Source organism: Labrys sp. (in: a-proteobacteria) (assembly GCF_047605565.1).
GTDB classification, from domain to species: Bacteria; Pseudomonadota; Alphaproteobacteria; order Rhizobiales; family Labraceae; genus Labrys; species Labrys neptuniae.
Genome location: NZ_JASGFM010000029.1, coordinates 1 through 23,500 on the forward strand (window position 1 = coordinate 1; position 23,500 = coordinate 23,500).

General features: G+C 63.9%; 26 protein-coding genes. 22 read left to right on the plus strand and 4 right to left on the minus strand.

Annotation, left to right across the window (positions count from 1 at the left end; genetic code table 11):
- The 4 genes from QM672_RS22415 to QM672_RS22430 all read left to right on the plus strand — a co-directional run.
- Positions 1-465: YARHG domain-containing protein (locus tag QM672_RS22415; RefSeq protein ID WP_415085231.1), on the plus strand; the 465-nt coding region annotated here is incomplete at its 5' end.
- Positions 462-1,250: a M15 family metallopeptidase gene (locus QM672_RS22420; RefSeq protein ID WP_415085233.1), complete on the plus strand. Its 789-nt coding sequence runs from the start codon at positions 462-464 to the stop codon at positions 1,248-1,250. The genes QM672_RS22415 and QM672_RS22420, both read left to right, overlap by 4 nt.
- A gap of 7 nt (positions 1,251-1,257) precedes the next feature.
- Complete coding sequence (locus QM672_RS22425; RefSeq protein ID WP_415085235.1) at positions 1,258-1,767, plus strand: SixA phosphatase family protein; 510 nt, start codon at positions 1,258-1,260, stop codon at positions 1,765-1,767.
- Between the two features lie 54 nt (positions 1,768-1,821).
- A complete protein-coding gene (locus QM672_RS22430; RefSeq protein ID WP_394309309.1) occupies positions 1,822-2,280 on the plus strand; it encodes a YccF domain-containing protein in 459 nt (152 codons plus the stop codon).
- 34 nt (positions 2,281-2,314) lie between these two features.
- Here the strand turns inward: QM672_RS22430 and QM672_RS22435 are convergent, their stop codons facing one another.
- Positions 2,315-3,436: an aminotransferase gene (locus QM672_RS22435; protein WP_367622552.1), complete on the minus strand. Its 1,122-nt coding sequence runs from the start codon at positions 3,434-3,436 to the stop codon at positions 2,315-2,317.
- An 83-nt stretch (positions 3,437-3,519) separates the two neighbouring features.
- On the opposite strand from QM672_RS22435, the gene QM672_RS22440 reads away from it, so the two are divergent.
- From QM672_RS22440 to QM672_RS22480, 9 genes are all read left to right on the plus strand, one after another.
- Positions 3,520-4,062: an XRE family transcriptional regulator gene (locus tag QM672_RS22440; RefSeq protein ID WP_311938026.1), complete on the plus strand. Its 543-nt coding sequence runs from the start codon at positions 3,520-3,522 to the stop codon at positions 4,060-4,062.
- A gap of 111 nt (positions 4,063-4,173) precedes the next feature.
- Positions 4,174-5,649 (plus strand): YcjX family protein, encoded by a 1,476-nt coding sequence (locus QM672_RS22445; RefSeq protein WP_415085238.1) that lies wholly within the window; start codon positions 4,174-4,176, stop codon positions 5,647-5,649.
- A 4-nt stretch (positions 5,650-5,653) separates the two neighbouring features.
- A complete protein-coding gene (locus QM672_RS22450; RefSeq protein WP_415085240.1) occupies positions 5,654-6,679 on the plus strand; it encodes a YcjF family protein in 1,026 nt (341 codons plus the stop codon).
- A 115-nt stretch (positions 6,680-6,794) separates the two neighbouring features.
- Positions 6,795-7,214, plus strand: coding sequence for an RNA polymerase-binding protein DksA (gene dksA, locus QM672_RS22455; RefSeq protein ID WP_068290966.1), 420 nt, complete (start codon positions 6,795-6,797; stop codon positions 7,212-7,214).
- 307 nt (positions 7,215-7,521) lie between these two features.
- A complete protein-coding gene (locus QM672_RS22460) occupies positions 7,522-7,950 on the plus strand; it encodes a hypothetical protein (protein WP_415085243.1) in 429 nt (142 codons plus the stop codon).
- Between the two features lie 70 nt (positions 7,951-8,020).
- Positions 8,021-8,506: a copper chaperone PCu(A)C gene (locus QM672_RS22465; RefSeq protein ID WP_415085245.1), complete on the plus strand. Its 486-nt coding sequence runs from the start codon at positions 8,021-8,023 to the stop codon at positions 8,504-8,506.
- A gap of 14 nt (positions 8,507-8,520) precedes the next feature.
- Entirely contained in the window at positions 8,521-9,117 is a 597-nt protein-coding gene (locus tag QM672_RS22470) for an SCO family protein (protein ID WP_311938038.1), read from the plus strand.
- Positions 9,114-9,560, plus strand: a complete 447-nt coding sequence (locus QM672_RS22475) for a c-type cytochrome (RefSeq protein WP_311938040.1) — start codon at positions 9,114-9,116, stop codon at positions 9,558-9,560. Before QM672_RS22470 ends, QM672_RS22475 begins: the two co-directional genes overlap by 4 nt.
- Before the next feature lie 166 nt (positions 9,561-9,726).
- On the plus strand, positions 9,727-10,155 hold the full coding sequence (locus QM672_RS22480; RefSeq protein ID WP_311938041.1) for a CBS domain-containing protein: 429 nt from the start codon (positions 9,727-9,729) through the stop codon (positions 10,153-10,155).
- A gap of 106 nt (positions 10,156-10,261) precedes the next feature.
- Here QM672_RS22480 and QM672_RS22485 read toward each other — a convergent pair whose 3' ends face one another.
- On the minus strand, positions 10,262-11,188 hold the full coding sequence (locus QM672_RS22485) for a LysR substrate-binding domain-containing protein (protein ID WP_311938043.1): 927 nt from the start codon (positions 11,186-11,188) through the stop codon (positions 10,262-10,264).
- A gap of 117 nt (positions 11,189-11,305) precedes the next feature.
- On the opposite strand from QM672_RS22485, the gene QM672_RS22490 reads away from it, so the two are divergent.
- The 3 genes from QM672_RS22490 to QM672_RS22500 are packed head-to-tail and all read left to right on the plus strand — an operon-like array spanning position 11,306 to position 12,685.
- The gene (locus QM672_RS22490) at positions 11,306-11,701 is read left to right on the plus strand and encodes a tautomerase family protein (protein ID WP_311938045.1); all 396 of its coding nucleotides are present in this window, start codon (positions 11,306-11,308) and stop codon (positions 11,699-11,701) included.
- Entirely contained in the window at positions 11,698-12,096 is a 399-nt protein-coding gene (locus QM672_RS22495) for a cupin domain-containing protein (protein WP_311938046.1), read from the plus strand. The genes QM672_RS22490 and QM672_RS22495 overlap by 4 nt, the downstream gene beginning before the upstream one ends.
- A gap of 10 nt (positions 12,097-12,106) precedes the next feature.
- Positions 12,107-12,685, plus strand: a complete 579-nt coding sequence (locus tag QM672_RS22500; RefSeq protein ID WP_415085249.1) for a DUF4865 family protein — start codon at positions 12,107-12,109, stop codon at positions 12,683-12,685.
- A 62-nt stretch (positions 12,686-12,747) separates the two neighbouring features.
- Here the strand turns inward: QM672_RS22500 and QM672_RS22505 are convergent, their stop codons facing one another.
- Complete coding sequence (locus tag QM672_RS22505; RefSeq protein WP_311938049.1) at positions 12,748-13,758, minus strand: patatin-like phospholipase family protein; 1,011 nt, start codon at positions 13,756-13,758, stop codon at positions 12,748-12,750.
- A gap of 178 nt (positions 13,759-13,936) precedes the next feature.
- On the opposite strand from QM672_RS22505, the gene parC reads away from it, so the two are divergent.
- Positions 13,937-16,186: a DNA topoisomerase IV subunit A gene (gene parC, locus QM672_RS22510; RefSeq protein WP_415085251.1), complete on the plus strand. Its 2,250-nt coding sequence runs from the start codon at positions 13,937-13,939 to the stop codon at positions 16,184-16,186.
- 84 nt (positions 16,187-16,270) lie between these two features.
- Here parC and QM672_RS22515 read toward each other — a convergent pair whose 3' ends face one another.
- Positions 16,271-17,389: a glycosyltransferase family 61 protein gene (locus QM672_RS22515; RefSeq protein ID WP_415085253.1), complete on the minus strand. Its 1,119-nt coding sequence runs from the start codon at positions 17,387-17,389 to the stop codon at positions 16,271-16,273.
- Between the two features lie 490 nt (positions 17,390-17,879).
- On the opposite strand from QM672_RS22515, the gene QM672_RS22520 reads away from it, so the two are divergent.
- From QM672_RS22520 to QM672_RS22540, 5 genes are all read left to right on the plus strand, one after another.
- The gene (locus QM672_RS22520) at positions 17,880-18,425 is read left to right on the plus strand and encodes a L,D-transpeptidase (RefSeq protein ID WP_376717695.1); all 546 of its coding nucleotides are present in this window, start codon (positions 17,880-17,882) and stop codon (positions 18,423-18,425) included.
- A gap of 132 nt (positions 18,426-18,557) precedes the next feature.
- Positions 18,558-19,088, plus strand: a complete 531-nt coding sequence (locus tag QM672_RS22525; protein ID WP_311938057.1) for a CDP-alcohol phosphatidyltransferase family protein — start codon at positions 18,558-18,560, stop codon at positions 19,086-19,088.
- 99 nt (positions 19,089-19,187) lie between these two features.
- Positions 19,188-20,291, plus strand: coding sequence for an AI-2E family transporter (locus tag QM672_RS22530; RefSeq protein ID WP_415085256.1), 1,104 nt, complete (start codon positions 19,188-19,190; stop codon positions 20,289-20,291).
- Positions 20,288-20,977 (plus strand): hypothetical protein, encoded by a 690-nt coding sequence (locus QM672_RS22535; RefSeq protein ID WP_415085258.1) that lies wholly within the window; start codon positions 20,288-20,290, stop codon positions 20,975-20,977. Before QM672_RS22530 ends, QM672_RS22535 begins: the two co-directional genes overlap by 4 nt.
- A gap of 279 nt (positions 20,978-21,256) precedes the next feature.
- Complete coding sequence (locus QM672_RS22540) at positions 21,257-23,428, plus strand: RNA degradosome polyphosphate kinase (protein ID WP_311938495.1); 2,172 nt, start codon at positions 21,257-21,259, stop codon at positions 23,426-23,428.
- The last annotated feature ends 72 nt before the right edge of the window (positions 23,429-23,500 follow it).

Here is a 23,500-nt window from a genome sequence, read left to right on the forward strand (position 1 = left end):
CAGACCCCCTGGGTGAACGAGGCCATCATCGGTTCCTTCGCCATGGCCGGAAAGGTCGAGACACCGCAACCGGTCAAGGCGATAACGGTGGAACCTCAGGTCACGCCTCAACCGACGCCCCAGCCCGTCGTGGAGCCCCAGCCGCAGCCTGAATTCCAACAGCAGGCGGCGATCGAGCCGGCGGAACCCACGCCCGCACCCCGCAACAACCAGGTCGAATTCATCTTGCCGGATTCGGGGAGCAGGCGATTGAACTGGAACGATATTTCGGGCCTGTCGGGGCAGCAGTTGCGGCTGGCCCGCAACGAGATCTATGCGCGCCGCGGCCGCTATATGAAGGACACGCAATTGCGCGCCTATTTCTCCCAATTCTCCTGGTATCGTCCCTGGACCTGGAATGTCGAACTCAGCGCCGTCGAAAAAGCCAATGTCGCCCTGATCCAGCGCGCCGAGGCCGGTCAATGAGGAATGTCGTTCGGACCGGAACGCTGGCCCTCGCTCTGTCGATGGCTTTTGCATCGGCGGCGATGGCCGATCCCACCCTGGATGCTCTGGTGGCGGCCTATCCTGATTTCATCGCGGGCTACGACGCCAAGGATCTCATTCTGAAGAATGGCCAGCATATCGCGCTTTCCGACGGCGCTGCCAACAAGACGCCGCAGCAGCGTATCGAGAAGGCCGATATCCGCGACATGTTCGTGATGCCCTATACGCTCGGGGCCCATTACAAGCAGCCGGCCACGCCGGCGGACGATCCTGGCCGCGCTCGCAACCAGGCGCTGTTCGATGCCATGTATGGCGATTGCACGAAGGGGCAGGTCAAGCTCAAGACCATTCAGTGGCTCCCTGGTTTGGGAGGCGGCACGCTGCGCGTGGCCACCGCCAATGGCGTTGCCGATCGGCTGGAGGCCGTCTCGCGCGATCTCGAAGCCCTCCCGGCTAAATTCTACGTCTATCTCAAGCCTTCGGCCGGGACCTTCAATTGCCGCGTGATCGCCGGCACGTCGCGCATGAGCATGCACGCCTATGCCGCGGCGATCGACATCAATGTGAAATTCACCGATTATTGGCGCTGGGGCGGGGCCAAGAAGGAGACGGACAAGGTTTCCTACAAAAACCGTATCCCGATGGAGATTGTCGAGGTTTTCGAAAAGCACGGTTTCATCTGGGGTGGAAAATGGTACCATTACGACACCATGCATTTCGAATATCGACCTGAAATCATTGCTTTGTCGAAGAACTCTAAGTGATCGATTGATGAAGCGCCTGATATTGCTGCGGCACGCGAAATCCGACTATCCCGCTGGCGTTTCCGATCACGAGCGTCCCCTTGCGCCGCGGGGGCAGCGGGACGCCCCGCGCATGGGAAGGGAGATCGCCCGCCGCGGTCTGCAGCCCGACCATGTGATCGCCTCGACCGCACGCCGCACGCGCGAGACGCTGGCCCTGATCGAGGGCAGCCTGGGGCCGCACACGCTGCATTTCGAGCGGGCGATCTACGAGGCACCGCCGGAAACGATACTGCGCGTCATCCGGGCGGTGGCACCCGAGGTGCAGACCCTGCTGATCGTCGGCCACAATCCCGGCCTGGAACAGGTCGCGGCCTTCCTGACACGGGGGGCGGGGACGGCAGCCGATCCGCTCAGCGGCAAATTTCCGACCGCTGCCCTTGCCGTTCTCGACTTCGAACTCGATGATTGGGCCGGCATCGCCGGCCATCAGGCGACGCTGGCCTTGTTCCTCTCGCCGAAGATGCTGGACCGCTAGCACCCGTTTTGGGCTGATTGCCGTGCTCATGCAGATGATTGGAAGGAGCCGCTGATGCGATTGATCGGAAACCTGATCTGGTTCGTCTTCGGCGGCATCTTCCTGGGGATCGCCTGGTTTCTGCTCGGCCTGCTGGCCTTCATCACCATCGTCGGCATCCCCTGGGGGCGGGCCTGCCTGACGATCTCGAATTTCTGCTTCTTTCCGTTCGGGCGCGAGGCGATCAGCCGGCGCGAACTCTATCAGAGAGACGATATCGGTACCGGCGGCCTCGGCCTGATCGGGAATGTGATCTGGTTCGTCTTCGCCGGCCTGTGGCTGGCGATCGGCCATGTCTGCTCGGCGCTGTTCTGCTTCGTCACCATTATCGGCATTCCCTTCGGCATCCAGCACCTCAAGCTCGCCGGCATCGCCATAGCGCCAATCGGGCAGACCATCGTCTCCAGGGAGGTGGCTGAGGCTGCCCGGCGCAGTAGCGCGCAGGCACGGGTCGAGACGCTGCGGCGCCGGTAGAAAAAATGCCGATAGTGCCCTGTATAACAGGGCGTTAGTCGAACTCTTTCAGGAATTGGCTTACGCGGGCCAGGCCCTCGCGCAGGACAGTGCTGCCATTGGCATAGCCGATACGCAGATATCCCTCCATTTCCATGGCACTGCCGGGCGTGAACAGCACGCCGGTGCGCTCCAGCAGGCGGATGCAGAACGCTTCCGAAGCGATGGGAAGGTCGTATTTCAAGAGGGCCGTGGTGCCGGAGCGGGGCTTGATATAGCTGATCCGTGGCTCGTCCTTGACCCAGGCATCGAGGATGGCGAGGTTGCCGCGCACGATCGAACGGCTGCGCGCCAGGACCTTGTCGCGGTTCTCCAGCGCCATGGTGGCGAAATGATCGTCGATCATGCCGACGCTGATGGTGTTGTAGTCGCGATGGATGGAGACGGCGTGGATCAGATCCACGGGACCCGCGATCCAGCCAAGGCGCAGGCCCGCGAGCGAATAGGCCTTGGACATACTGGCGGTGCTGATGCCCTTCTCATAGAGATCCGCCATGGAAGCAGTGAAGCCGTCGCCTTCCTGGTCTATGCCGCGATAGACCTCGTCGCACAGCACATAGGCGCCGCAGGCGCGGGCGATGGCAGCGATCTCGCCGAGGAAGGCTTCGTCCATCAGCGCACCCGTCGGATTGTTGGGATTGTTGATGGCGATCAGCTTGGTGCCGGGCAAAGCGAGGCGGCGCAGTTCTTCGAGATCGGGTAGGAAGCCGTTCTCCTCGCGCAGTTTGAGGATCTGCACGTCGGCGCCGTAGCTGGCGGGAATGGAGTAATGCTGCTGGTAGGTCGGCAGCACCGAGATCACGCGGTCACCCGGCTCGACCAGGGTTTCGTGCACGAGGGCATTGGCACCGATCGCGCCATGGGCCACCACGATGTTCTCGATTTTCTGGCGGGCATAGGTCGCCGCGATGGCAGCCCGCAGGCGGTCGCTGCCCTCGATGGCACCATAGGTCATCTTCATCGCCAGCAGATCATCGAGCGCGCTCTGGGGCTTGCCGGCAATCTCGAGCAATTGCGCGATCGTCAGCGATTCGACGCAGGTCTCCGCCAGATTGTGCGAACAATGGTTCTCATACCCGTTCATCCAGATCTCGACGCCGAAATTGCGAATCTTCATGACCGATTGCCGCCTTGCCTGTTGCGCATTATATTGCTCATCCATATGTGCATTATATTGCGCAGTCAAGGGATGAGAGTGGAATGGCGGATGTACTCGTCCATGTCGGGGCCAATGTCAGGCGTCTGCGCGCCGAGGCAGGCATGAGCCAGGCGGCGCTGGCGGAGGCCAGCGGCCTCAGTCGGAGGCTGATCGTGGCAGTGGAGGCGGGAGACGCCAACATCTCCCTGGCCAATCTCGACCGGCTGGCCGGTGTGTTGGGGGTGGACTTCGGGGCGATCGTCCGCGATCCAGGCCAGGCCGGCAACCAGCGTGTCGATCAGCTTGGCTGGCGTGGGATGCATCCCGACAGCCGTGCCACCTTTCTGGGAGCGGCACCGGCGCGGCGAGCGGCCGAACTCTGGACCTGGAGCCTGGGGCCCGGCGATCGCTATGACGCGCTGCCGGATGCCGAGGGCTGGCGCGAAATGCTCTATGTCGTCGAGGGCGTGCTGATCGTCGAGACGGCCGGCGGCGGTGAGGTCGTCGCGGCCGGTGATTTCCTGATCTTCGACAGTTCGCAATCCTATAGCTACGTCAATGCCGGGCAGGGCATCGTGCGCTTCGTGCGCAACGTGGTGTCGTGACACGATGTACCCAAGGTGCGGGCGAGACGTCCGCCCCTTTACCGTCACGCATGCAGCGTTTTCGCCGACATGCTGGAATTTTGCCGCGCTTGCCCTTAAGTGATGCGGACCATGCCGCCACAAGCCTCCTCCTGGATGTCCGTGTTCGACGAAGCGCTGATCGCGGCCAAGAGTTTGGCGGGTTTTGCCGCGTCGAGCTTCAATCCGACGGTCCGCCTCGGCGTCACTGGCCTTTCGCGCGCCGGCAAGACTGTATTCATCACCGCCCTGGTGCAGGCCCTGGTCGAGGGAGGGCGCCTGCCGGTCTTCCGTGCCCAGGCCGAGGGCCGCATTGCCGGCTCCTCGCTGTCGCCGCAGCCTGACGACACCGTGCCGCGCTTCGACTACGAGGTTCATCTGGCCGATCTGGCCGGCCCGGCCCGGCGCTGGCCCGATTCGACGCGCCAGATCTCGGAACTGCGCCTGGTCATCGATTTCCAGTCGAACCGGCGCTTTGCCGCCGGCATGTCGCGCCTGACCCTCGATATCGTCGACTATCCCGGCGAATGGCTGCTCGACCTGCCTCTGCTCAACATGAGCTATGCCGAGTGGTCGGCGCAGACGATCGCCGCCAGCCGCGAGGGATCGCGCCTGGCCATTGCCGGCCCCTGGCACGAAATGCTGGCCAGGCTCGATCCGGCGGCTCCCGAAAACGAGGCCCTGGCGCGCGAGGCTGCCGCGCTGTTCACCGCCTATCTCAAGGCCGGACGCGACGAGCGTTTCGCCCTCTCGACCCTGCCGCCGGGACGCTTCCTGCTGCCGGGCGATCTGGAAGGGTCGCCGGCCCTGACCTTCGCGCCGCTCGATCTCTCCAAGGCGGGGGATATCAGGTCCGGCTCCTTGCATGCCATGATGGAGCGGCGCTTCGAGGCTTATAAGCACAAGATCGTGCGTCCCTTCTTCACGCATCACTTTGCCCGGCTCGACCGCCAGATCGTGCTGGTCGACGCACTGTCCGCCCTCAATGCCGGCCCCCAGGCTGTGCATGATCTAGAAACCGCGCTGACTTCGGTGCTGTCGGCCTTTCGCGTGGGCGCGAACAGCTGGTGGTCGGCGATCTTCCGGCCGCGCATCCAGAAGATCCTGTTCGCCGCGACCAAGGCCGATCATCTGCATCACGCCAGCCATGACCGTCTCGAGGCGATCCTACGCAAGATGGCGGATGGGGCGATCGGGCGCGCGGCCTTTTCGGGCGCCAGCGTGGATGTGGTGGCGCTCGCCTCCATCCGCGCCACCAGGGAGGCCAGTGTCAAGCAGGGGCGCGAGAACCTGCCTTGCATCATCGGTACGCCCATGGCCGGCGAGCGCTCGGGGGACGAGGTCTTCGATGGTGAGGCCGAGATCGCCGTGTTCCCGGGCGAACTGCCCGAAGATCCCAATGCCGTGTTCTCGGGTTCCGGCTTCAACGGCCTCGAAAACCTCCGGGAAGGCGGGGTCGATTACCGTTTCATCCGCTTCCGTCCGCCCAGACTGGAAGACGGGCAGATCTTTCCCCATATTCGCCTGGACCGGGCGCTCGAATTCCTGATCGGCGACAAACTGGCGTGAGCGAATGAATACGGAACCCCGCAAGCCGCGTGCCTTCCGCCTCAACGATCCCAATGTGGTGATGGCCGATACGCCGGTGGCGGCGGCGATGCGGCGCGGCCATGTGGTGGTGACGCCTGAACCGGAGGCCTTCGAGCAAGAGGCTGCCGAAGTCGCGCCGCAGCGGCCGCGCCGTTCGCGCTGGGGCACCTTGTTCTGGTCGGCCGTGGGCGGACTGGTCTCTCTCGCCGTCGGCCTGTCGCTGACCAAGCTGATCGACGACCTCTTTTCCTATGCCGGCTGGCTCGGCTGGCTCGGCGCCGCCCTGACGGGGTTGGCGGTTCTGGCTTTCGCTGTCATTGCCATCCGGGAAGTCATCGGCCTGATGCGGCTGTCGCGCATCGAGCATCTGCACGACAGGGCGTTGCTGGCCATTGCCAAGGATGACCGCGATGCAGCGCGCGGTCTGTCGCGCGATCTCGTCAAGCTCTATGCCGCCAACCCGCGCATGGCCAGGGCCCGCGCGGCGGTGGAGGCGGCCGCCGGCGATATCGTCGACGGCGCCGATCTGATCAGGGTCACCGAGCGCGAACTGATGGGACCGCTCGATGCCGAAGCCCAGCGGATCATCGCTGATGCGGCCAAGCGGGTGTCGCTGGTCACCGCCGTCAGCCCGCGTGCCCTGGTCGACATGTTTTTCGTGGGCGCGGAGACGCTGCGCGTGATCCGGCGGCTCGCGACCCTCTATGGCGGGCGTCCGGGCGGCCTCGGCATGATGCGCCTCCTGCGCCATGCGCTCGGCAATCTCGCCATCACCGGCGGCATGGCTGCCGGTGATTCCCTCATCAGCCAGGCGCTCGGCCACGGCCTGGCCTCGCGTATATCGGCCAAACTGGGGGAAGGCGTCCTGAACGGCATCCTGACCGCGCGTCTCGGGCTTGCGGCCATGATGGCGAGCAGGCCGATGCCCTTCGACGCCTTGCCGAGGCCGGGCGTGACGGACGTCGCCGGAGGCCTCATTCTAAAGAGCAAGGAGGACACGGCCGGCTAAGCCATGTGCACAACTTTATCGTTTTCAACGAATCGGTGACAACGAAGAGCATTGTCGTGGCGCGTCACTGAGACTATAGACCTCTCGCCCAGTAGCGGAGTGTTGGGATTCTTACATGACTTCATTGAGTGTAGATACCAATTATCGGCCGACTGACGACGAGCCTTTCATGAACGAGCGTCAGCGGGACTATTTCCGGCGCAAGCTCAATGCCTGGAAGCTCGACATCCTGCGCGAAGCGCAGGATACCATCGCCAATCTGCAGGCCGAGAACGAGAACCACCCCGATCTAGCCGATCGTGCCTCTTCGGAAACGGATCGTGCCATCGAATTGCGGGCCCGGGATCGCCAGCGCAAGCTGATCTCCAAGATCGAGGCGGCCCTTGCCCGCATCGAGGACGGGTCCTACGGCTTTTGCGAGGAAACGGGTGAACCGATCTCGCTCAAGCGTCTCGATGCCAGGCCGATCGCGACCTTGTCGCTGGAAGCCCAGGAGCGGCACGAGCGCCGTGAGCGCGTCTATCGCGACGACTAGAGCCTTTGCGACTTGGTGAGGCCCACCAAGACACGCAGAGGCTTGTCGAAGCGAGGAGGTGGAACTGGGAAGCGTTTCTAAAGAACGCGCCTGGCTCCGGAGATCTTTGACGACTGCCGGCCTTCCCAGCCCCATCGAGAGATGGAGTTGAGAAGGCCGGCATTTTTGTTTCGGCGGGTCTGCGGACCGGCGCTCCCTGAAGCATTTTTCGATTTGGTGGCATCACCGGGAATTGCAAAGACGCATGGGAACAGGGCGTTGGAGCAAACGCGTTCATGCTCGAACACGCTTTGCCCCAGGCGATTCCATGCGCCATGGCGCCGCCTTGACTTTCGGCAGTGGCTCGGCTGCATATGCGGCCATGGTCCTGTCCCGCCATCTCTCATTGCTGCGGCAATGCCTGGCCGCCTTGCTTGCCCTTGGGCTGATGCTCAACGGCATGGGCGGTTCGCTCGCGAGCGAGGAGGAGCGGGGAGGCAGCGCGACCGTCGTCATCGCCGGCACGGTCGTCACCGTCTGCCAGTTCGGCGATGCGGATGCCGGCGGCAAGGCCCATGGCGGCCATTCCTGTGATCAGTGTGCACTTCGCCTGGCGCCGGCTCTGCCGCAGGTCTTGGCGGTCGCCAGCATCGTCCGCTTTCCGCGGATCGTCAGGCTGCGCGCCTCACAGGACTTTTTCGCGACGATCCGGCAGGATCGCAGGCCTGCCTGGCCACGCGGACCGCCGACAGGCTGAACGGTTCACCGCCTTCACCCTTCCTTCCCCGCAGCCTGTGCAAGGCTGCTCGATTCCGTTCAGGTTTTCCATGAAACTCGTCCCGTTTTTCGGTGCTCTCGCGCTCGCCTCCGCGCTCGCCACTGCCGCCTTCGCCCATGACTACAAAGCCGGCACGCTCCAGATCGCCCATCCCTGGACCAGGGCCACGCCGCAGGGGGCACCGGTGGCAGGCGGCTATACCGTCATCGAGAACACCGGCGATCAGCCCGACAAGCTGATCGGCGGCAGCTTCTCGGTTTCCTCCGGCTTTTCGATCCACCAGATGTCGAACCAGGATGGCGTCATGAAGATGGCGCCCGTCGAGGGCGGGCTTGAGATTCCGGCCCATGGCAAGGTTGAACTCAGCCCGTCATCCTTCCATCTGATGTTCACCGGGCTCAAGCAGCAGCTCAAGCCCAACCAGTCCATCGACGGCACGCTGGTGTTCGAGAAAGCCGGCACGGTGCCGGTGAAGTTCAAGGTCGAGGCCATCGGTGCCAAGCAGCCGGCCGAAGCCGACCACAGCAACCATTGAGGCGGGAGGTGTTCATGACCCTCAAATCCAGTCGTCTCCAACTGGTGGTTCTCGTGGCGCTGCTCGCCGTACTGGCGGCCGCGGGCGTGCTGGCCCTGCAAAGCATGGGCGGTAAACCGACGGCCCAGTCCAGCTTCATCGGTGGTGATTTCAGCCTGACCAATCAGGACGGCAAGCCGGTGACACAGGCCACTTTCCTGGGCAAGCCCACCGCTTATTTCTTCGGCTACACCAATTGTCCCGATGCCTGTCCGACGACCTTGACTGACATGACGGACAGATTGAAGGCGCTGGGGCCGGATGGGGACAAGTTCAACGTCGTCTTCGTTTCCGTGGACCCGGCCCGCGATACGCCGCAACTGCTCAAGACCTATCTGGAGAGCTTCGATCCGCGCATCACCGCCGCCACCGGCACGCCCGAGCAGGTGGCCGACATCATCAAGAAGTTCCGCGTCTACGCCAAGAAGGTGGGGGAAGGGGACGGCTATACCTTCGATCATTCGACGGCCGTCTACATGATGAACGCCAAGGGCGAACTGGTGACGCTGATCGACTATCAGGCGCCCCGTGAGGAGGCGCTGGACAAGATGCGCCGCGCGCTCGCCTCGTGAGCAGGATTGTCTGGTTCGGCCTGGCCGCGGCACTCGGTGGTGTCGCGGTCGGGACTTTCATTGCCTTGCGCTCGGTCGGCGAGGTTGCTCCGCCCCCGTCGCCTGCCCAGGCGATTGCCGATATCCGCCCGCCGGAAGCGACCTTCGCCCCGGTGTTCGAACCCTGCGCCCACTGCCACCAGATCGGCCGCGGGGCCCGTTCGGCGACCGGACCGATCCTGCAGGGGCTCGCGGGCCGCAAGGCCGGCACGCTGCCGGGCTATCCCTTCTCGCCGGCCATGCAGGCGAGCGGGTTGACCTGGGACGCCGCCACCCTCGATGGCTTCATCGCGGCACCGCAGGCGGTGGTGCCGGGCACCCGGATGATCTATGCCGGAATGGACGATGCCGATCGGCGCAGGGCTCTGGTCGAGTTCATTCTGAAAGCCGGCTCGGGCTCCTGAGGGTCCAATCCGTAAATCGATTCACCAAATGGTTGCATTTGAACCAGCCCCTTGCGCGATGGGCGTGCAGACGCCATCATCATAGGCGGGGCTGGTCGTCCCTTGTCGGGATTCTCCCCCAAGATCAAGACGCTGCAGGCGCACGTTCAGTCTGAGGAGAGTACCCATGACCGTTGCACAGATCCTGAAGGGCAAGGGCCGCGACATCGTCACTCTGTCGCCGGACGCAACCATTGCCGACGCTTCCCGGACGCTCGCCGAAAAGCGCATCGGCGCGGTGTTGATCACCAACAAGAACGGCAGCATCGCCGGCATCCTGTCCGAGCGCGATATCGTGCGCGCGCTCGCCAAGGCCTCGGCCGAGGGGTTCGACCATCCCGTATCCAAGCATATGACGGCCAAGGTCGAGACCGTTCATGAGCAGGATACCATTCCCCACATCATGGAGAGGATGACGGCCGGCAAGTTCCGTCACATGCCGGTGGTCGAAAATGGCCTGCCGGTCGGCATCGTCTCGATCGGTGACGTGGTGAAGTTCCGCCTGGCCGAAATGGAGGCGGAAGCCAAGGCGATGCGTGAATATATTACGGCCTGATCTTAAAGTAGTTTATGAGCGGACGCCGTGGCTGATTGCGCGGCACGATGGAACGAAAAGTCCGGTCAAAGAGCGTTCGGTGTGGACGCGCTTTGCTCCGAAAGCGTCAGGCGATCTTTTTGGGCAGGAGAGGCTGGGTCAGGCTCTCCCGCATGATCTCGCTCAGCCGGTCCGTGGCCGCATTGTGCTGAGCCTGCGTGCGATGCAGCAGCAGCGGCAGTGTCGGCAATCGCGCCGGCAGGCCGCTTTCCTCGCCAAGCACGGCAAGATGGCTCGGCAGGCCGATCTCGGTGCGCAGGGTCACGCCCAGTCCGCTTGAGATCGCCGCCCAGAGACCGGCGAGACTGGTGCTGGTCACCGCGATGCGCCAGGCAATGCCGGCGCGGTCGAGCACCTCGGTTGCGACGCTGCGGAACAGGCAAGGGGCCTCGAACATCACCAGCGGCAAAGGTTCATCCCGCTTCGTCAGCCGGTCGCCGAAGCGCTGCCCGGACAGGCCATCACGAAGGCCGATCCAACGCATGGCGATATCGGCGAGATGCTCGCCGGCCATGGCGGCTGGAGCCTGCCTCGTCTGGTCTCCCCAGGCGATGGCGAGGTCGAGCTCGGCACTGGCGATGCGTTTCAGCAGATCGGCATTGCGGGCAAGGCGGGTTTCGATGCGCGTCCTCGGATGGGCCCGCGCGAAACGGCCGAGGATTTGCGGTAGCAGCGTCTCTCCCAGATCTTCCTGCACGCCGAAGCGCACATGGCCGGCAAGATCTGCTCCGCTCAGGGCCGAGACCGCCTCGTCATTGAGGGCGAGCAGGCGGCGCGCATAGGTCAGCAGCGTTTCACCCGCCTCGGTGAGCGCCAGGCCGCGGCCGGCCCGGCGGAACAAGGCGGTGCCCGCTTGTTCTTCCAGCTTCTTGAGCTGGGCGCTGACCGCGGAAGTGGACCGGCTGAGATGCTCCGCGGCGCGGGCATAGCTGCCCAGTTCGATGCCTGTAACGAAGCTGCGCAGGACATCGATGTCGAAATTGACCAGCCGCATGAAAATTGTCCCGATTTTCAGGATGTATCATCAAATATTTCCTGATTTTCAGGATGAATATGCAGTGACATGATGGAGGGGTCAAGGCAGCAGGCCTTGGCGTTGAGGACATCCGTCATGCCTTTCGCCCGTATTTCACTCCGCAAGGGGAAATCCCCTGATTATCTCCGCGCCCTGTCGGATAATCTGCATCGCGCCCTGGTCGAAGCCTTCGAGGTTCCACTGGCCGACCGTTTCCAGATCATCGAACAGCTCGATCCGGAGGCGCTGGTCTACGATCGCGGCTATTTCAGCGGTGAGCGTTCCGACGATTTCGTGCTGATCGCCATCACGGCCGGGCGCCCGCGCAGCACGACGGTGAAGCAGCAATTCTACCGGCGCGTGGTGGAACTGCTCACACAGGCGCCGGGACTTCGGCCCGACGACATCATGATCGTCGTCACCACCACCGAGCGCGACGGCTGGTCCTTCAGCAATGGCCTCACCCAGATGGTGGAAGAGGTGCCGGCATGAGCGGGCCGGGCCTTCCCGACGAGATGACCGTGATCCGGGCCGGCGAGGCGATAGAGACTGCACCGGCGGGTATCGCGTCCGCGCCCTTCCGGGTGCAGCATCTGATCGCGGGTGTGCGGGATGGCGAGCCCACGGCCATGCGCGCCACGCTGGATCCGGGTGTGCGCACCCATTGGCACAGCCATCCCCGTGGACAATTGCTGCTCGCGGTGAGCGGCAGTGGCCTTGCGCAGCAGCGCAATGGCCCGATCATCGAACTCGACCCCGGCGATGCGGTCTGGTTCGCGCCCGGCGAGTTGCATTGGCATGGCGCGGGCGAAGCCGATGCCTTCGTCTATGTCAGCGTCCAGGCCGTGCAGGATGGCCGCGCCGTGCAGTGGCACGAACCGGTGTGAGGAGTTTCGAATGGAAGCGATGCATTATGCCATCACCTTGCCGGCCGATTACGACATGGCGATCATCCGCGCCCGGGTGGCCAGCAAGGGCCCGCTGCTCGACAATTTTCCGGGGCTGGGACTCAAGGCCTATCTGATCCGGGAAAAAGGTGTTCACGGCGCGGCCGTCAACCAATATGCCCCCTTCTATCTGTGGGCCGCGCCTGAAGGCATGGGCCGCTTCCTGTGGGAAGGCGGGGGCTTTGCCGGCCTCGTCTCCGCCTTCGGCCGTCCGTCGGTACGGCGCTGGGCCGGGGTCTCGTGTCTGTCCGGCCCGGAATCCCTGTCAGAGGCACGTTTTGCGACGCTTCGAGAGCAGGGGATGGAGGCCGAGATCGATCCGGCCGGCGACATTGCGCAAGCGCGCGAGCGCTTGGCTCTCGAAGCGGCCAGGGATGGGAGCTGCCTGTCGACCCTCGCGGTCGACCCCACGGATTGGACGCTGGTGGTCTTTCAACTGTGGGCGTGCGAGCCGCCTGAAGAGGCAGGAACCATCTATCAACTGCTGCATCTGTCCCGTCCCGGCGTCAACGGGTTGATCGCACCCTGATGACGACGACCGTCCTCCAGGCGTCGCGTTGAGATCCAGAAGCTTGTGCGGGATGGAGGGCGCTATGCCAGCGCTTCCATGGTCTCCTTGATGTCGTCTAGGGACTTCAAGGCGGCTTCGGCACCCATGTCGATGGCCTCGGCGGCGCGATGGAAGTCGAAGGGCGAGATGCGGCCGAGGCGCGGCCCGATCGAGACATCGGGCGGGTCGCCGGCCAGCCGCGAGCGGGAGATGCGGTCCTGGGTGATGTTGAAGGCCTCCATCATCACCGTGTGGATGCCGGGCGAGTTGCGGCGTTGGCGCGTTTCGCGCGATCTGGCGAAACCGAAGCGACGCCGGACCATCGAGGTGGCGGCACCGAAACCATTGCGCTTGGGCACGGGTGGGTCGTCCATTTCCATCGAGGTGGCCCCGAATGTATGGATGACGCCGCCGCGGCCTGTCAGTTCGCCATTGAGATTGACGGCGATTACCGCCCGGGCGCCGAGGGCGCGCGCGGCGGAGACGGGCACGGGATTAACCAAGGCACCGTCCATCAGCCAGCGCCCGCCGATGCGGACAGGCTCGAAAATGCCGGGCAGGGCATAGGAGGCGCGCATGGCGGTGACCAGATTGCCGCGCGTCAGCCAGATCTCATGGCCCGGCCCGATTTCGGTGGCGATCGCGACGAAGGGAATGCGCAGACTTTCGATCTGCACGCCGTCCAGGCCATTCTGCAGGAGCAGGGCCAGCTTGGTGCCGGACATCAGGCCGCTGCCGCCGAAATTCAGATCGAGAAAATTGAGGACCCGGCGCTTGGTGAGACTGCGGGCCCAGTCCTCGATATCGTCGAGCCTGCCGGCAATGTAGCAGCCACCGACCACCGCTCCGATCGACGTACCCGCGATCACGTCGATGTCGTAGCCCGCTTCCACCAGCACGCGGATCACGCCGATATGGGCGAACCCTCGTGCGGCACCGCCACCGAGCGCAAGCCCCAGAACGGGGCGCGGCGGCTTGACGATTTCGTTCTGCGGAGGCGGAGACAATTCCGCCACGTTACCCTGACCTCGCCACGGCAAACTCTGAAACATGATGCATTCCTGACCCAAGAAATACGCCACTGGAACCAATAAGGATATGGGGACTCCAGCGAGACCGAACAGGATGGAGTCCTGAATGACACTACAATAGCACGTGATCGGGGGATTGGCCCTGTATCATAAGGTCTACGACTTGCTCCGAATCAGGCATTTTCGGTAAGTCAACCGCATGGATGAGATGGACGATCCGCCGGAAGGCGATGGAGTCAGGACGGTCAATCTGCGCGCCGAGCTCGAGCAGCGCTACCTTGCCTATGCACTCTCGACAATCACGCAACGAGCCCTGCCGGATGCGCGCGACGGCCTGAAGCCGGTGCATCGGCGCATCCTGCATGCCATGCGCCTGCTGCGCCTCGATCCCGACCAGGCCTTCAAGAAATGCGCTCGCGTGGTGGGCGATGTCATCGGTAAGTTCCACCCGCATGGCGACCAGGCCGTCTACGACGCGCTGGTGCGCCTGGCGCAGGATTTCGCCCAGCGTTATCCGCTGGTGGACGGGCAGGGCAATTTCGGCAATATCGACGGCGACAATGCCGCCGCCTACCGTTACACCGAAGCGCGCCTGACCGAGGTCGCCACCCTGATCCTGGAAGGGATCAACGAGGACGCGGTGGACTTCCGCGCCACCTATAATGGCGAGGACGAGGAGCCGGTGGTGATGCCCGGCGCCTTCCCCAATCTGCTCGCCAATGGCGTACAGGGCATCGCGGTGGGCATGGCCACCTCGATTCCCCCGCATAATGCCTATGAGCTCTGCCAGGCGGCGCTGCATCTGATCGACAATCCCCAGGCTTCGACCGCCGACCTCCTGCAATTCGTCAAGGGGCCGGATTTTCCCACCGGCGGCATCTGCGTCGAAAGCGCCGGCTCGATGCAGGAAAGCTACCGCACTGGCCGCGGCGGCTTTCGCGTGCGGGCACGCTGGCACAAGGAGGATCTGGGGCGGGGAACCTGGGTGATCGTGATCACCGAGATTCCCTGGCTGGTGCAGAAGGGCCGCCTGATCGAAAAGCTTGCCGAGCTCCTCGAGGAGCGCAAGCTGCCGCTGGTCGGCGACGTACGCGATGAATCGGCCGAGGATGTGCGCATCGTCATCGAGCCGAAGTCGCGCAATGTCGACGAAGCCGTGCTGATGGAATCGCTGTTCAAGCTCTCCGAGCTCGAAAGCCGGATTTCCCTCAACATGAACGTGCTGGTCGATGGCCAGGTGCCGCGCGTGCTCTCGCTGGGCGAAGCGCTGCAGCAATGGCTGAGCCATCGCCGTAACGTGCTGATCCGGCGCTCCAAGTTCCGCCTCGCCGCCGTGGAAAGGCGCATGGAGGTCCTGGCCGGCTATATCATCGCCTACCTCAATCTCGACGAGGTGATCCGCATCATCCGCTACGAGGATGAGCCGAAGGACGAATTGATCAAGGCCTTCGACCTGACCGACGTGCAGGCCGAGGCGATCCTCAACATGCGCCTGCGCAATCTGCGCAAGCTCGAGGAGATGGAACTCAAGCGCGAACACGACGATCTCGCCAAGGAGAAGGCCGGCATCGAGAAGCTGCTCGCCTCCGAGGCGCTGCAATGGAAGACGGTGGGCTGGCAGGTCAGCGAAGTCGCCAAGAAGTTCGGCCCGGACACGCCGCTCGGCAAGCGCCGTACCGACATCGATGCCTCGAAGGCAGGCACCATCGATCTGTCGGCGGTGGCCGAGGCGATGGTCGAGCGTGAGCCGATCACCGTGATCGTTTCCGAAAAAGGCTGGATCCGGGCCCAGAAGGGCCATCTCAGTGATCTCTCGGGCCTCAGCTTCAAGGCCGACGACCGGCTCAAGCTCGGCTTCCAGTCCGAGACGACGGCCCGGCTCCTCATCCTCGCCACCAATGGCAAGGTCTACACGCTGGAGGCTTCCAAGCTCCCGGGGGGCCGCAGCATGGGCGAGCCGATCCGCCTGATGGTCGATATCGACGAGGGGGCCGACGTGGTCGACGTGTTCGCCTATCAGGGCGGGCGACGGTTGCTGATTGCGGCGACCGACGGACGCGGCTTCCTGGTGCCCGAGGACGATATCCTGGCCAATACCCGCAAGGGCAAGTCGGTGCTGAATGTCGATGCGCCGGCGGAAGCCAAGCTGATCGTGCCCGCCATCGGCGACACGGTCGCCGTGATCGGCGAGAATCGCAAGATGCTGGTCTTCCCGTTGCACCAGATCACCGAGATGTCGCGGGGCAGGGGCGTCAGGCTACAGAAATACAAGGACGGCGGACTTTCCGACGTGCGTGTGTTCGACAAGGCGCAGGGACTGACCTGGAGTGATTCCTCGGACCGGACCTGGACCGTCACCGACCTGGTCGAATGGACTGGCAATCGAGCCGACGCCGGGCGCCTGCCACCCAAGGGCTTTCCCAAGAACAATCGGTTCACGGGCAAGTAGCAGTGGGGCGGCTGTTTCTGGGGCGCTTTGCGATTTGACGGGATCACGTCACGTCGCCAGGACGGACATTCGAGCGCCGGACACTCAGTCCAGCAGCGATGTCACGCGATCGAGAAAGCTCTCGATGTCGTCCGGGCTCGTGTCGATGGACATCGGCCTGTCGGCGCTGGGCCAAAGGCATCCGCGAGTCAGGTAGACCCCTTGTTGCTCCAGCACGTCGCTCAAGCGCATCTGGACGGCGTTCCAATGCCCGATACAGCCGACGACGGTGCCCGGCCCGGCAAAGACCGAGCCATGCAGGGCCGAGCCATATTCGCCGATGAGGGCGCTGGCCTGCGACAACGTTGCAATCTGGTCGGACAGGTTCAGTTCCTCGGGACGGATGACGTCGAAACCGCGTCGCCTGGCCTGCTGCTCAAAGAAGTCACGCTGCCTGAAAGGCCGATTGGCCGAGGGGCCGGGACCGCCTCGCGAAAGGCAGAGGCGCCGGTGGGCCGGCGCCGAAGCCGGTACCAGCGACCGGTAGAATTCACGCAGATAGGGGTGGAAAGTATATTCGCCGGAGAAGCAGAATGTCGGTACCACCGCGCGTGCGAAGAGCAGGCGCTCCCGTCCCGGTGTGTAACGCAGGATTGCTTCCCGAGGCACGTTGCAGGCCGACAGCAGCAAATCCTCGACCCAGGACGGCGTGTCATGGGGCAGCGGGATGACCCATTCTTCACGCAGCGATGCCAGGAACTGGCTGGCAATGGGTATCCGCGGCAGGAATTCGACCAGCCAATGGCCCCAGATGGTATATCCCGGGCCGGCTACGACGAGAGCGGGACGGTCTATGGGTCTGGCCGCCGTCTCGCTGAAACGCGAGGCAAAATTCGTGTCGGTGCGGGCCATGGACAAGGCGATGTTGGTCGACAGATTGGCATCGTCGATGACCTGGCCGCCATGGACGAGGATGCCGGGACGCCAGACCTCGACGTCGCGCAGCAGGAAGCAACCGATCGGGTCGACCGTAGCCCGCGGCTTTTTCCAATGCAGAGCGTGGACCCAATCGTCCTTGCCGCCTTCGCCCAGCATATGCGCGGGACGGGCCGCCGCCGCTTCCTGGGAAGAGCGAAATTCGAGAAAGCCGTTCCATGCCTGCGCGGCTGCCTCGTCGGGAAGCGAAACGGCCAGGGCGGATATCGGAACCGTGGCAAGGCTCATGATGCGCTGCCCTCACGGCAAGGAAGTGGCTTTGAATGAGGAACTCACGGCGGAGGACATGGGATCCCTTTCCGCAAGGACAGTCAACCCGATCTGAATGCATGCTGAACAAAGGGTTAAAAAATAGCGACTTTCTGCCGCTGCCATTGCCACAATTACGCCCGCCGTTTCCGGGATTGTCGCAGCCATCTTGCCTTGCATTGCCCTGCAGGGCGCAACCCCGGGCGTTCTTCCGGGACGTGTGGTTCTCGACATGACGATTGCAAGAAAAGCACTTTTACCCGTCCTTGCCCTCCTGGTGATCGGGGGGACGGCCCAGGCCCAGGAGTGGGGCTATCCTCCGGACGACGGCTATTATCAGGACGATGGCGTCTCCCGTCCGCGCCAGTGGCGGGATCCCCAGCCGACCTACCGGGCGGATCGGAACTTCGAGGAGCCTTACGACTATCAAGAGGATCCCTATGGCTATTATGGCGACCAGGATGGCGATGTGACGCCAGGCCGGCGCCCGCAGCGCCAGGCCTCGATCGATCCGAACAGCATCTCGCCCAATCTCGATTCCGGTACCAAGGACGATGGCCAGGCCATGCTGGCGCAGTCCCCGATCCCGCGCACGGTGGTGCCGTTCTCGGGCTACAGCCCCGGCACCATCGTGATCTCGACCAAGGAGAAGCGGCTCTATCTCGTGCAGGAGGACGGCACGGCGCTCCGGTATGGCATCGGCGTCGGCAAACAGGGCTTCACCTGGAAAGGTACCGAAACCATCAGCCGCAAGGCTGAATGGCCGAGCTGGACGCCGCCCAAGGAAATGATCGCCCGCCGTCCCGAACTGCCCGATCATATGGAGGGCGGCCTCAACAATCCGCTGGGGGCGCGTGCGCTCTATCTGGGGTCCACGCTCTATCGCATTCACGGCACCAATGAGCCGAATACCATCGGCCGGGCGGTGTCCTCCGGTTGCATTCGCATGGCCAACCCGGATGTAATGGACCTCTACCAGCGGGTGGGGGTCGGCACCACGGTGGTGGTGCTCTGACGCCTTGTTTGGACGTGTCACGGCGATGCCCGACGTCACCGTCGGGTCGCCCGACCTGCCAGACAACCGCAGAGGATGCCGGCGAATCCGCCCCGACGTGCCTGCCCTCTCGTGGTTTGCTACGATCCGATCATGACGATACCGAATCTGATCACCATCCTGCGTTTTTGCCTGGTGCCGCTGGCGGTGCTGTGCATCACCTCGGGGGCATGGGGCTGGGCGTTCGTCACCTTCCTGGTTGCCGGCGTTTCCGATGGCGTCGATGGCTTCATCGCCAAGCGCTTCGACATGCGCAGCGAATTGGGGGCCGTGCTCGACCCGCTGGCGGACAAGGCCCTGCTGGTTTCGATCTTCGTCACGCTGGGGATCGTCGGTGTGGTGCCTGCCTGGCTGGTTATCCTCGCCGTCTTCCGCGATTTCATGATCATCGGCGCCGTGCTGGTGTCCTGGGTCATGAGCCAGCCGGTACAGATCGCGCCGCTGATGCTTTCCAAGCTCAACACCGCGGTACAGATCGCTTTTGTGGCGCTCGTGCTGTTCGCCAAGGGCACTGGATGGCCTTTTCCTTTCCTGATCGAAGTGGGTTCCATCCTGGTCACGCTCTTGACCATTGCCTCGGCTGCCGCCTATCTGCGCCAGTGGCTCAACCATATGGCCGGATGAATATTCCGGCCGCGGAAGGCCATCCGCCATCTCAGCCGTCCCGGACGAGGCTTGCTTGGCCGGGGAGAACGGTGTGGATCGAGCTTCAGGAGCGAATGGATGAGCCTCCAACGGCAGGTATTCTTCTGGCTCGGTGCGTTGGCCCTGTTCATCGCGCTGATCTGGCTACTCCAGGGCATGGTATGGCCCTTTGTCGCCGGCCTGGCGATCGCGTATTTCCTCGATCCCGTCGCCGACAGGCTTGAGAGGCTGGGACTGCCCCGTTGGGCAGCCGCCTCCCTGATTCTGCTCGGCTTCATCTTCCTCATCGTGCTGGCGATCCTCCTGCTGGTGCCGATGCTGGGCGAGCAGTTCAACGGCTTGCGCGAGAGGCTGCCGAGCATCGTGGCCTCCATGCAGCGCATTCTGGGCGAACTCAACCAGAGCTGGCTCGGGGGCTTGCTTACCGAACGGCTGCAGGACATCCAGAAGTCGCTCGGCGACTATGTCGGGCAGGGGGCCCAGGTCCTTGCCACCTTCGTCTCCTCGCTCTGGTCGGGCAGCCAGGCTGTCATCGGGGTGGTCAGCATCCTGATCGTCACGCCGGTGGTGGCTTTCTACATCCTGCTCGACTGGGATCATATGGTAGCGCGTGTCGACAGCTGGCTGCCGCGTGACCATGCCGACGCCATCCGCGGCATCTTCCGCGACATCGATGCCGCCATCGCCGGCTTCGTGCGCGGCCAGGCGACGGTCTGCTTCCTGCTCGGTCTGTTCTACGGCTCCTGCCTGACCTTTCTCGGTGTCAGCTTCGGCTTCCTCATCGGGCTGTGCACCGGTCTGGCCTCCTTTATCCCTTATGTCGGTTCCATCCTTGGTTTCGTGGTCAGCGTCAGCGTGGCACTGGTCCAGGTCTGGCCAGATTGGCATTTGCCGGTCTATGCCGCCCTGGTCTTCGTGGCAGGGCAGATTCTCGAAGGCTATGTGCTCTCGCCACGCTTGGTCGGCGGTTCGGTCGGGCTGCATCCGGTCTGGCTGATGTTCGCCCTGCTGGCCGCCGGCAGCCTGTTCGGCTTCATCGGCCTGCTGGTTGCCGTGCCGGTGGCGGCGGCGATCGGCGTCCTGGTGCGCTTTGCCCTGTCGCGCTACCTCGCCAGCCAGTATTATACCGGCCATGTCGGCCAGGCTCAGGCCGAGGTGCTGCCATCGGACCCTTCGTCGTGACCCTTCCCCGCCAATTGGCGCTCGATCTGCCGCTGCGGGCCTCGTTCGCCCGCGAGGATTTCCTGGTCTCGCCGTCCAATGAGGCCGCCTATGCCTTCATCGAACGTTGGCCGGACTGGCCGTCCCGTCGTGCCCTGCTGATCGGCCCGAGCGGCTCGGGCAAGAGCCATCTGGCGGCGATCTGGTCCGAAGCCGCAGGCGCGGTCACGCTGACGGGCGAGGCGCTGCGGGACGACAATGTCCCCGTGCTGGTCTCACACAAGGCGGTGGTGATCGAAGATGCCGGGCGTGGCATCGACGAGACGGCGCTTTTCCATCTGCTCAACCTCGCCGGCGAGGCGGGCGCCTCCCTGCTGATCACCGCTCACGAACCCCCCGAGCGCTGGGGTCTTGTGCTTCCCGACCTCATCTCGCGCCTGCGGGCCATGCCGGCCCTGACCATCGCCACGCCGGACGACGATCTCTTCCGCATGCTGCTGGTGAAGCTCTTCCTCGACCGGCAGCTCATCGTCGATTCCAGCCTGGTCGACTTCCTCGTTCGGCGCATCGAGCGCTCCTTCGCCGCAGCGCGCCAGGTGGTTGCCGTGCTCGATCGCGAAGGCCTGTCACGCGGCCGCCGGATCACGCGGGCACTCGCGGCCGAACTTCTGAAGGAAGTGCTGGCGTCGCCATTCGACGAGGAGTGATCGCGATCAGGTCGCGCTTACGCTCCTCCGCCCGGGTCCAGTTCATTGAGCAGCCAGCGACGGTTCCACAGGCGACGGGGCGAAGTTTTGCGAATTTTCCCCAGCGCAGCCATTTTATGTGACAGCATTGTCATATAGGCGGCCTAAGCAGGCTTCCCCATGGCGGACGGCGATTCCGACCGGCGGGATGGGGAACAGCAGCCCGGGACATAGCGAGCGGCATTGACGACCATGACCAGCACGGCACAGACGGTGGAGAGCGCGATGCAAGGCGATGAGATGCGGGAGGCGGCACGTGACGTGGCTCCCTCTCAAGACTCGATCGCGCTGCGCGTCAGCCCGGACCGCTTCATCAATCGTGAGATTTCCTGGCTGCAATTCAATCGCCGCGTGCTGGAAGAGGCGTCCAACAAGAGCCATCCCCTGCTCGAGCAGCTGCGATTCCTGTCGATCTCGGCCAGCAATCTCGACGAGTTCTTCATGGTGCGCGTCGCCGGCCTGATCGGCCAGGTGCGCGAAGACGTCACGGCGCGCAGTCCAGACGGCCTGTCGCCGGCCGAACAGCTCGTCAAGATCGGCGAGGCCGTGTCCAAGCTCGCCACCGACCAGCAGAAACGCTGGACCGAATTGCGCGACGACCTGCTGCTCGAGGGCATCGTGATCACCGAGCCGCGCGACCTTTCCAAGGCCGAGCGCGCGTGGCTGGACGATTATTTCCTCAGCTACATCTTCCCGATCCTCACCCCGCTCGCCGTCGATCCGGCCCACCCGTTCCCGTTCATTCCCAATCTCGGCTTCACCATCGCCCTGCAGCTCAAGCGCATGAGCGACGGGCGCATGCTGAACGCCCTGATCCGTGCGCCCCACAAGGTCGAGCGCTTCATCCGCCTGCCGGACTTCGCCGAAACCGGGGCGGCCCGCTACATCACGCTGGAAAATCTGGCGGTGCTGTTCATCGCCAAACTGTTCCCCGGCTATACCGTGAAGGGGCAGGGCTCCTTCCGGGTCATCCGCGACTCCGATCTCGAAGTCGAGGAAGAGGCGGAAGACCTGGTGCTGCTGTTCGAGACGGCGCTCAAGCAGCGCCGGCGCGGCGTGGTGATCCGCCTCGAGATCGAGGCCGGCATGCCCGACAGCATCCGCCAATTCGTGACAGAGGAACTCGACGTCGCCGACGACGCGGTATTTCGCGTCGAGGGCATGCTCGCCCTCAACGAATTGTCGCAACTCGTCGGGCTCGATCGTCCGGACCTCAAATTCAAGCCCTATTCGCCGCGCTCGCCTGAGCGTATCCGCGATCATGGGGCCGATGCCTTCGCCGCCATCCGGCAGAAGGACATCCTGGTGCACCACCCCTACGAATCTTTCGATGTCGTGGTGCAGTTCCTCAACCAGGCAGCGCGCGACCCGAACGTGGTCGCCATCAAGCAGACGCTGTACAGAACCTCCTCCAACAGTCCGATCGTCAAGGCGTTGGCCGAGGCCGCCGAGGCCGGAAAATCGGTCACGGCGCTGGTGGAACTGAAGGCACGCTTCGACGAGGAAGCCAACATACGCTGGGCCCGCGATCTCGAACGCGCCGGCGTGCAGGTGGTGTTCGGCTTCATCGAGCTGAAGACCCACGCCAAGCTCTCGCTGGTAGTGCGGCGCGAGATGGGCCAGCTCGTGTCCTATTGCCATGTCGGCACCGGCAACTACCATCCCATCACCGCGCGCATCTACACGGATCTGTCCTTCTTCACCGCCGATCCGGTGATCGCGCGCGACGTCTCGCGCATCTTCAACTTCATCACAGGCTATGCCGAGCCGGCGGCGCTGGAGCGCATGGCGGTTTCGCCCGTCTCGCTCAAGCAGCGCATCCTCGACCACATCAATGCCGAGATCGAGCACGCCAAGGCTGGCCGGCCGGGCGCCATCTGGTGCAAATGCAACTCGCTGGTCGACACCATGATCATCGATGCGCTCTATGCAGCCAGCCAGGCGGGTGTGCAGGTCGATCTGGTGGTGCGCGGCATCTGCTGCCTCAGGCCGGGCGTTCCCGGCCTGTCGGAGAACATCCGCGTCAAGTCGATCGTCGGCCGCTTCCTCGAGCATGGCCGCATCTATGCGTTCGGCAATGGCCATGGCCTGCCGCACCAGAAGGCGGCCGTCTACATCTCCTCGGCCGATCTGATGGAACGCAATCTCGACCGCCGCGTCGAAGCGCTCTGCCCTATCCTCAACCCGACGGTGCACGAGCAGGTGCTCGATCAGATCATGATCGCCAATCTTATCGACAATCAACAGAGCTGGAGCATCTTGCCCGACGGAACTGCGGAACGCATAGTCCCGCAGCCTGACGAAGAGCCCTTCAACGCCCACAAATATTTCATGACCAATCCCAGCCTATCGGGACGAGGCAAATCTCTTGAACACAACTCTCCCCGAACGCTCCTCAGCCGCAGACGCTGACACGCTGCCCCATGTCCAGGCCGCCGACCTGGCGGGGCCGAGCCCGGGACAGCCCGGTTTCGCGCAGGGGCG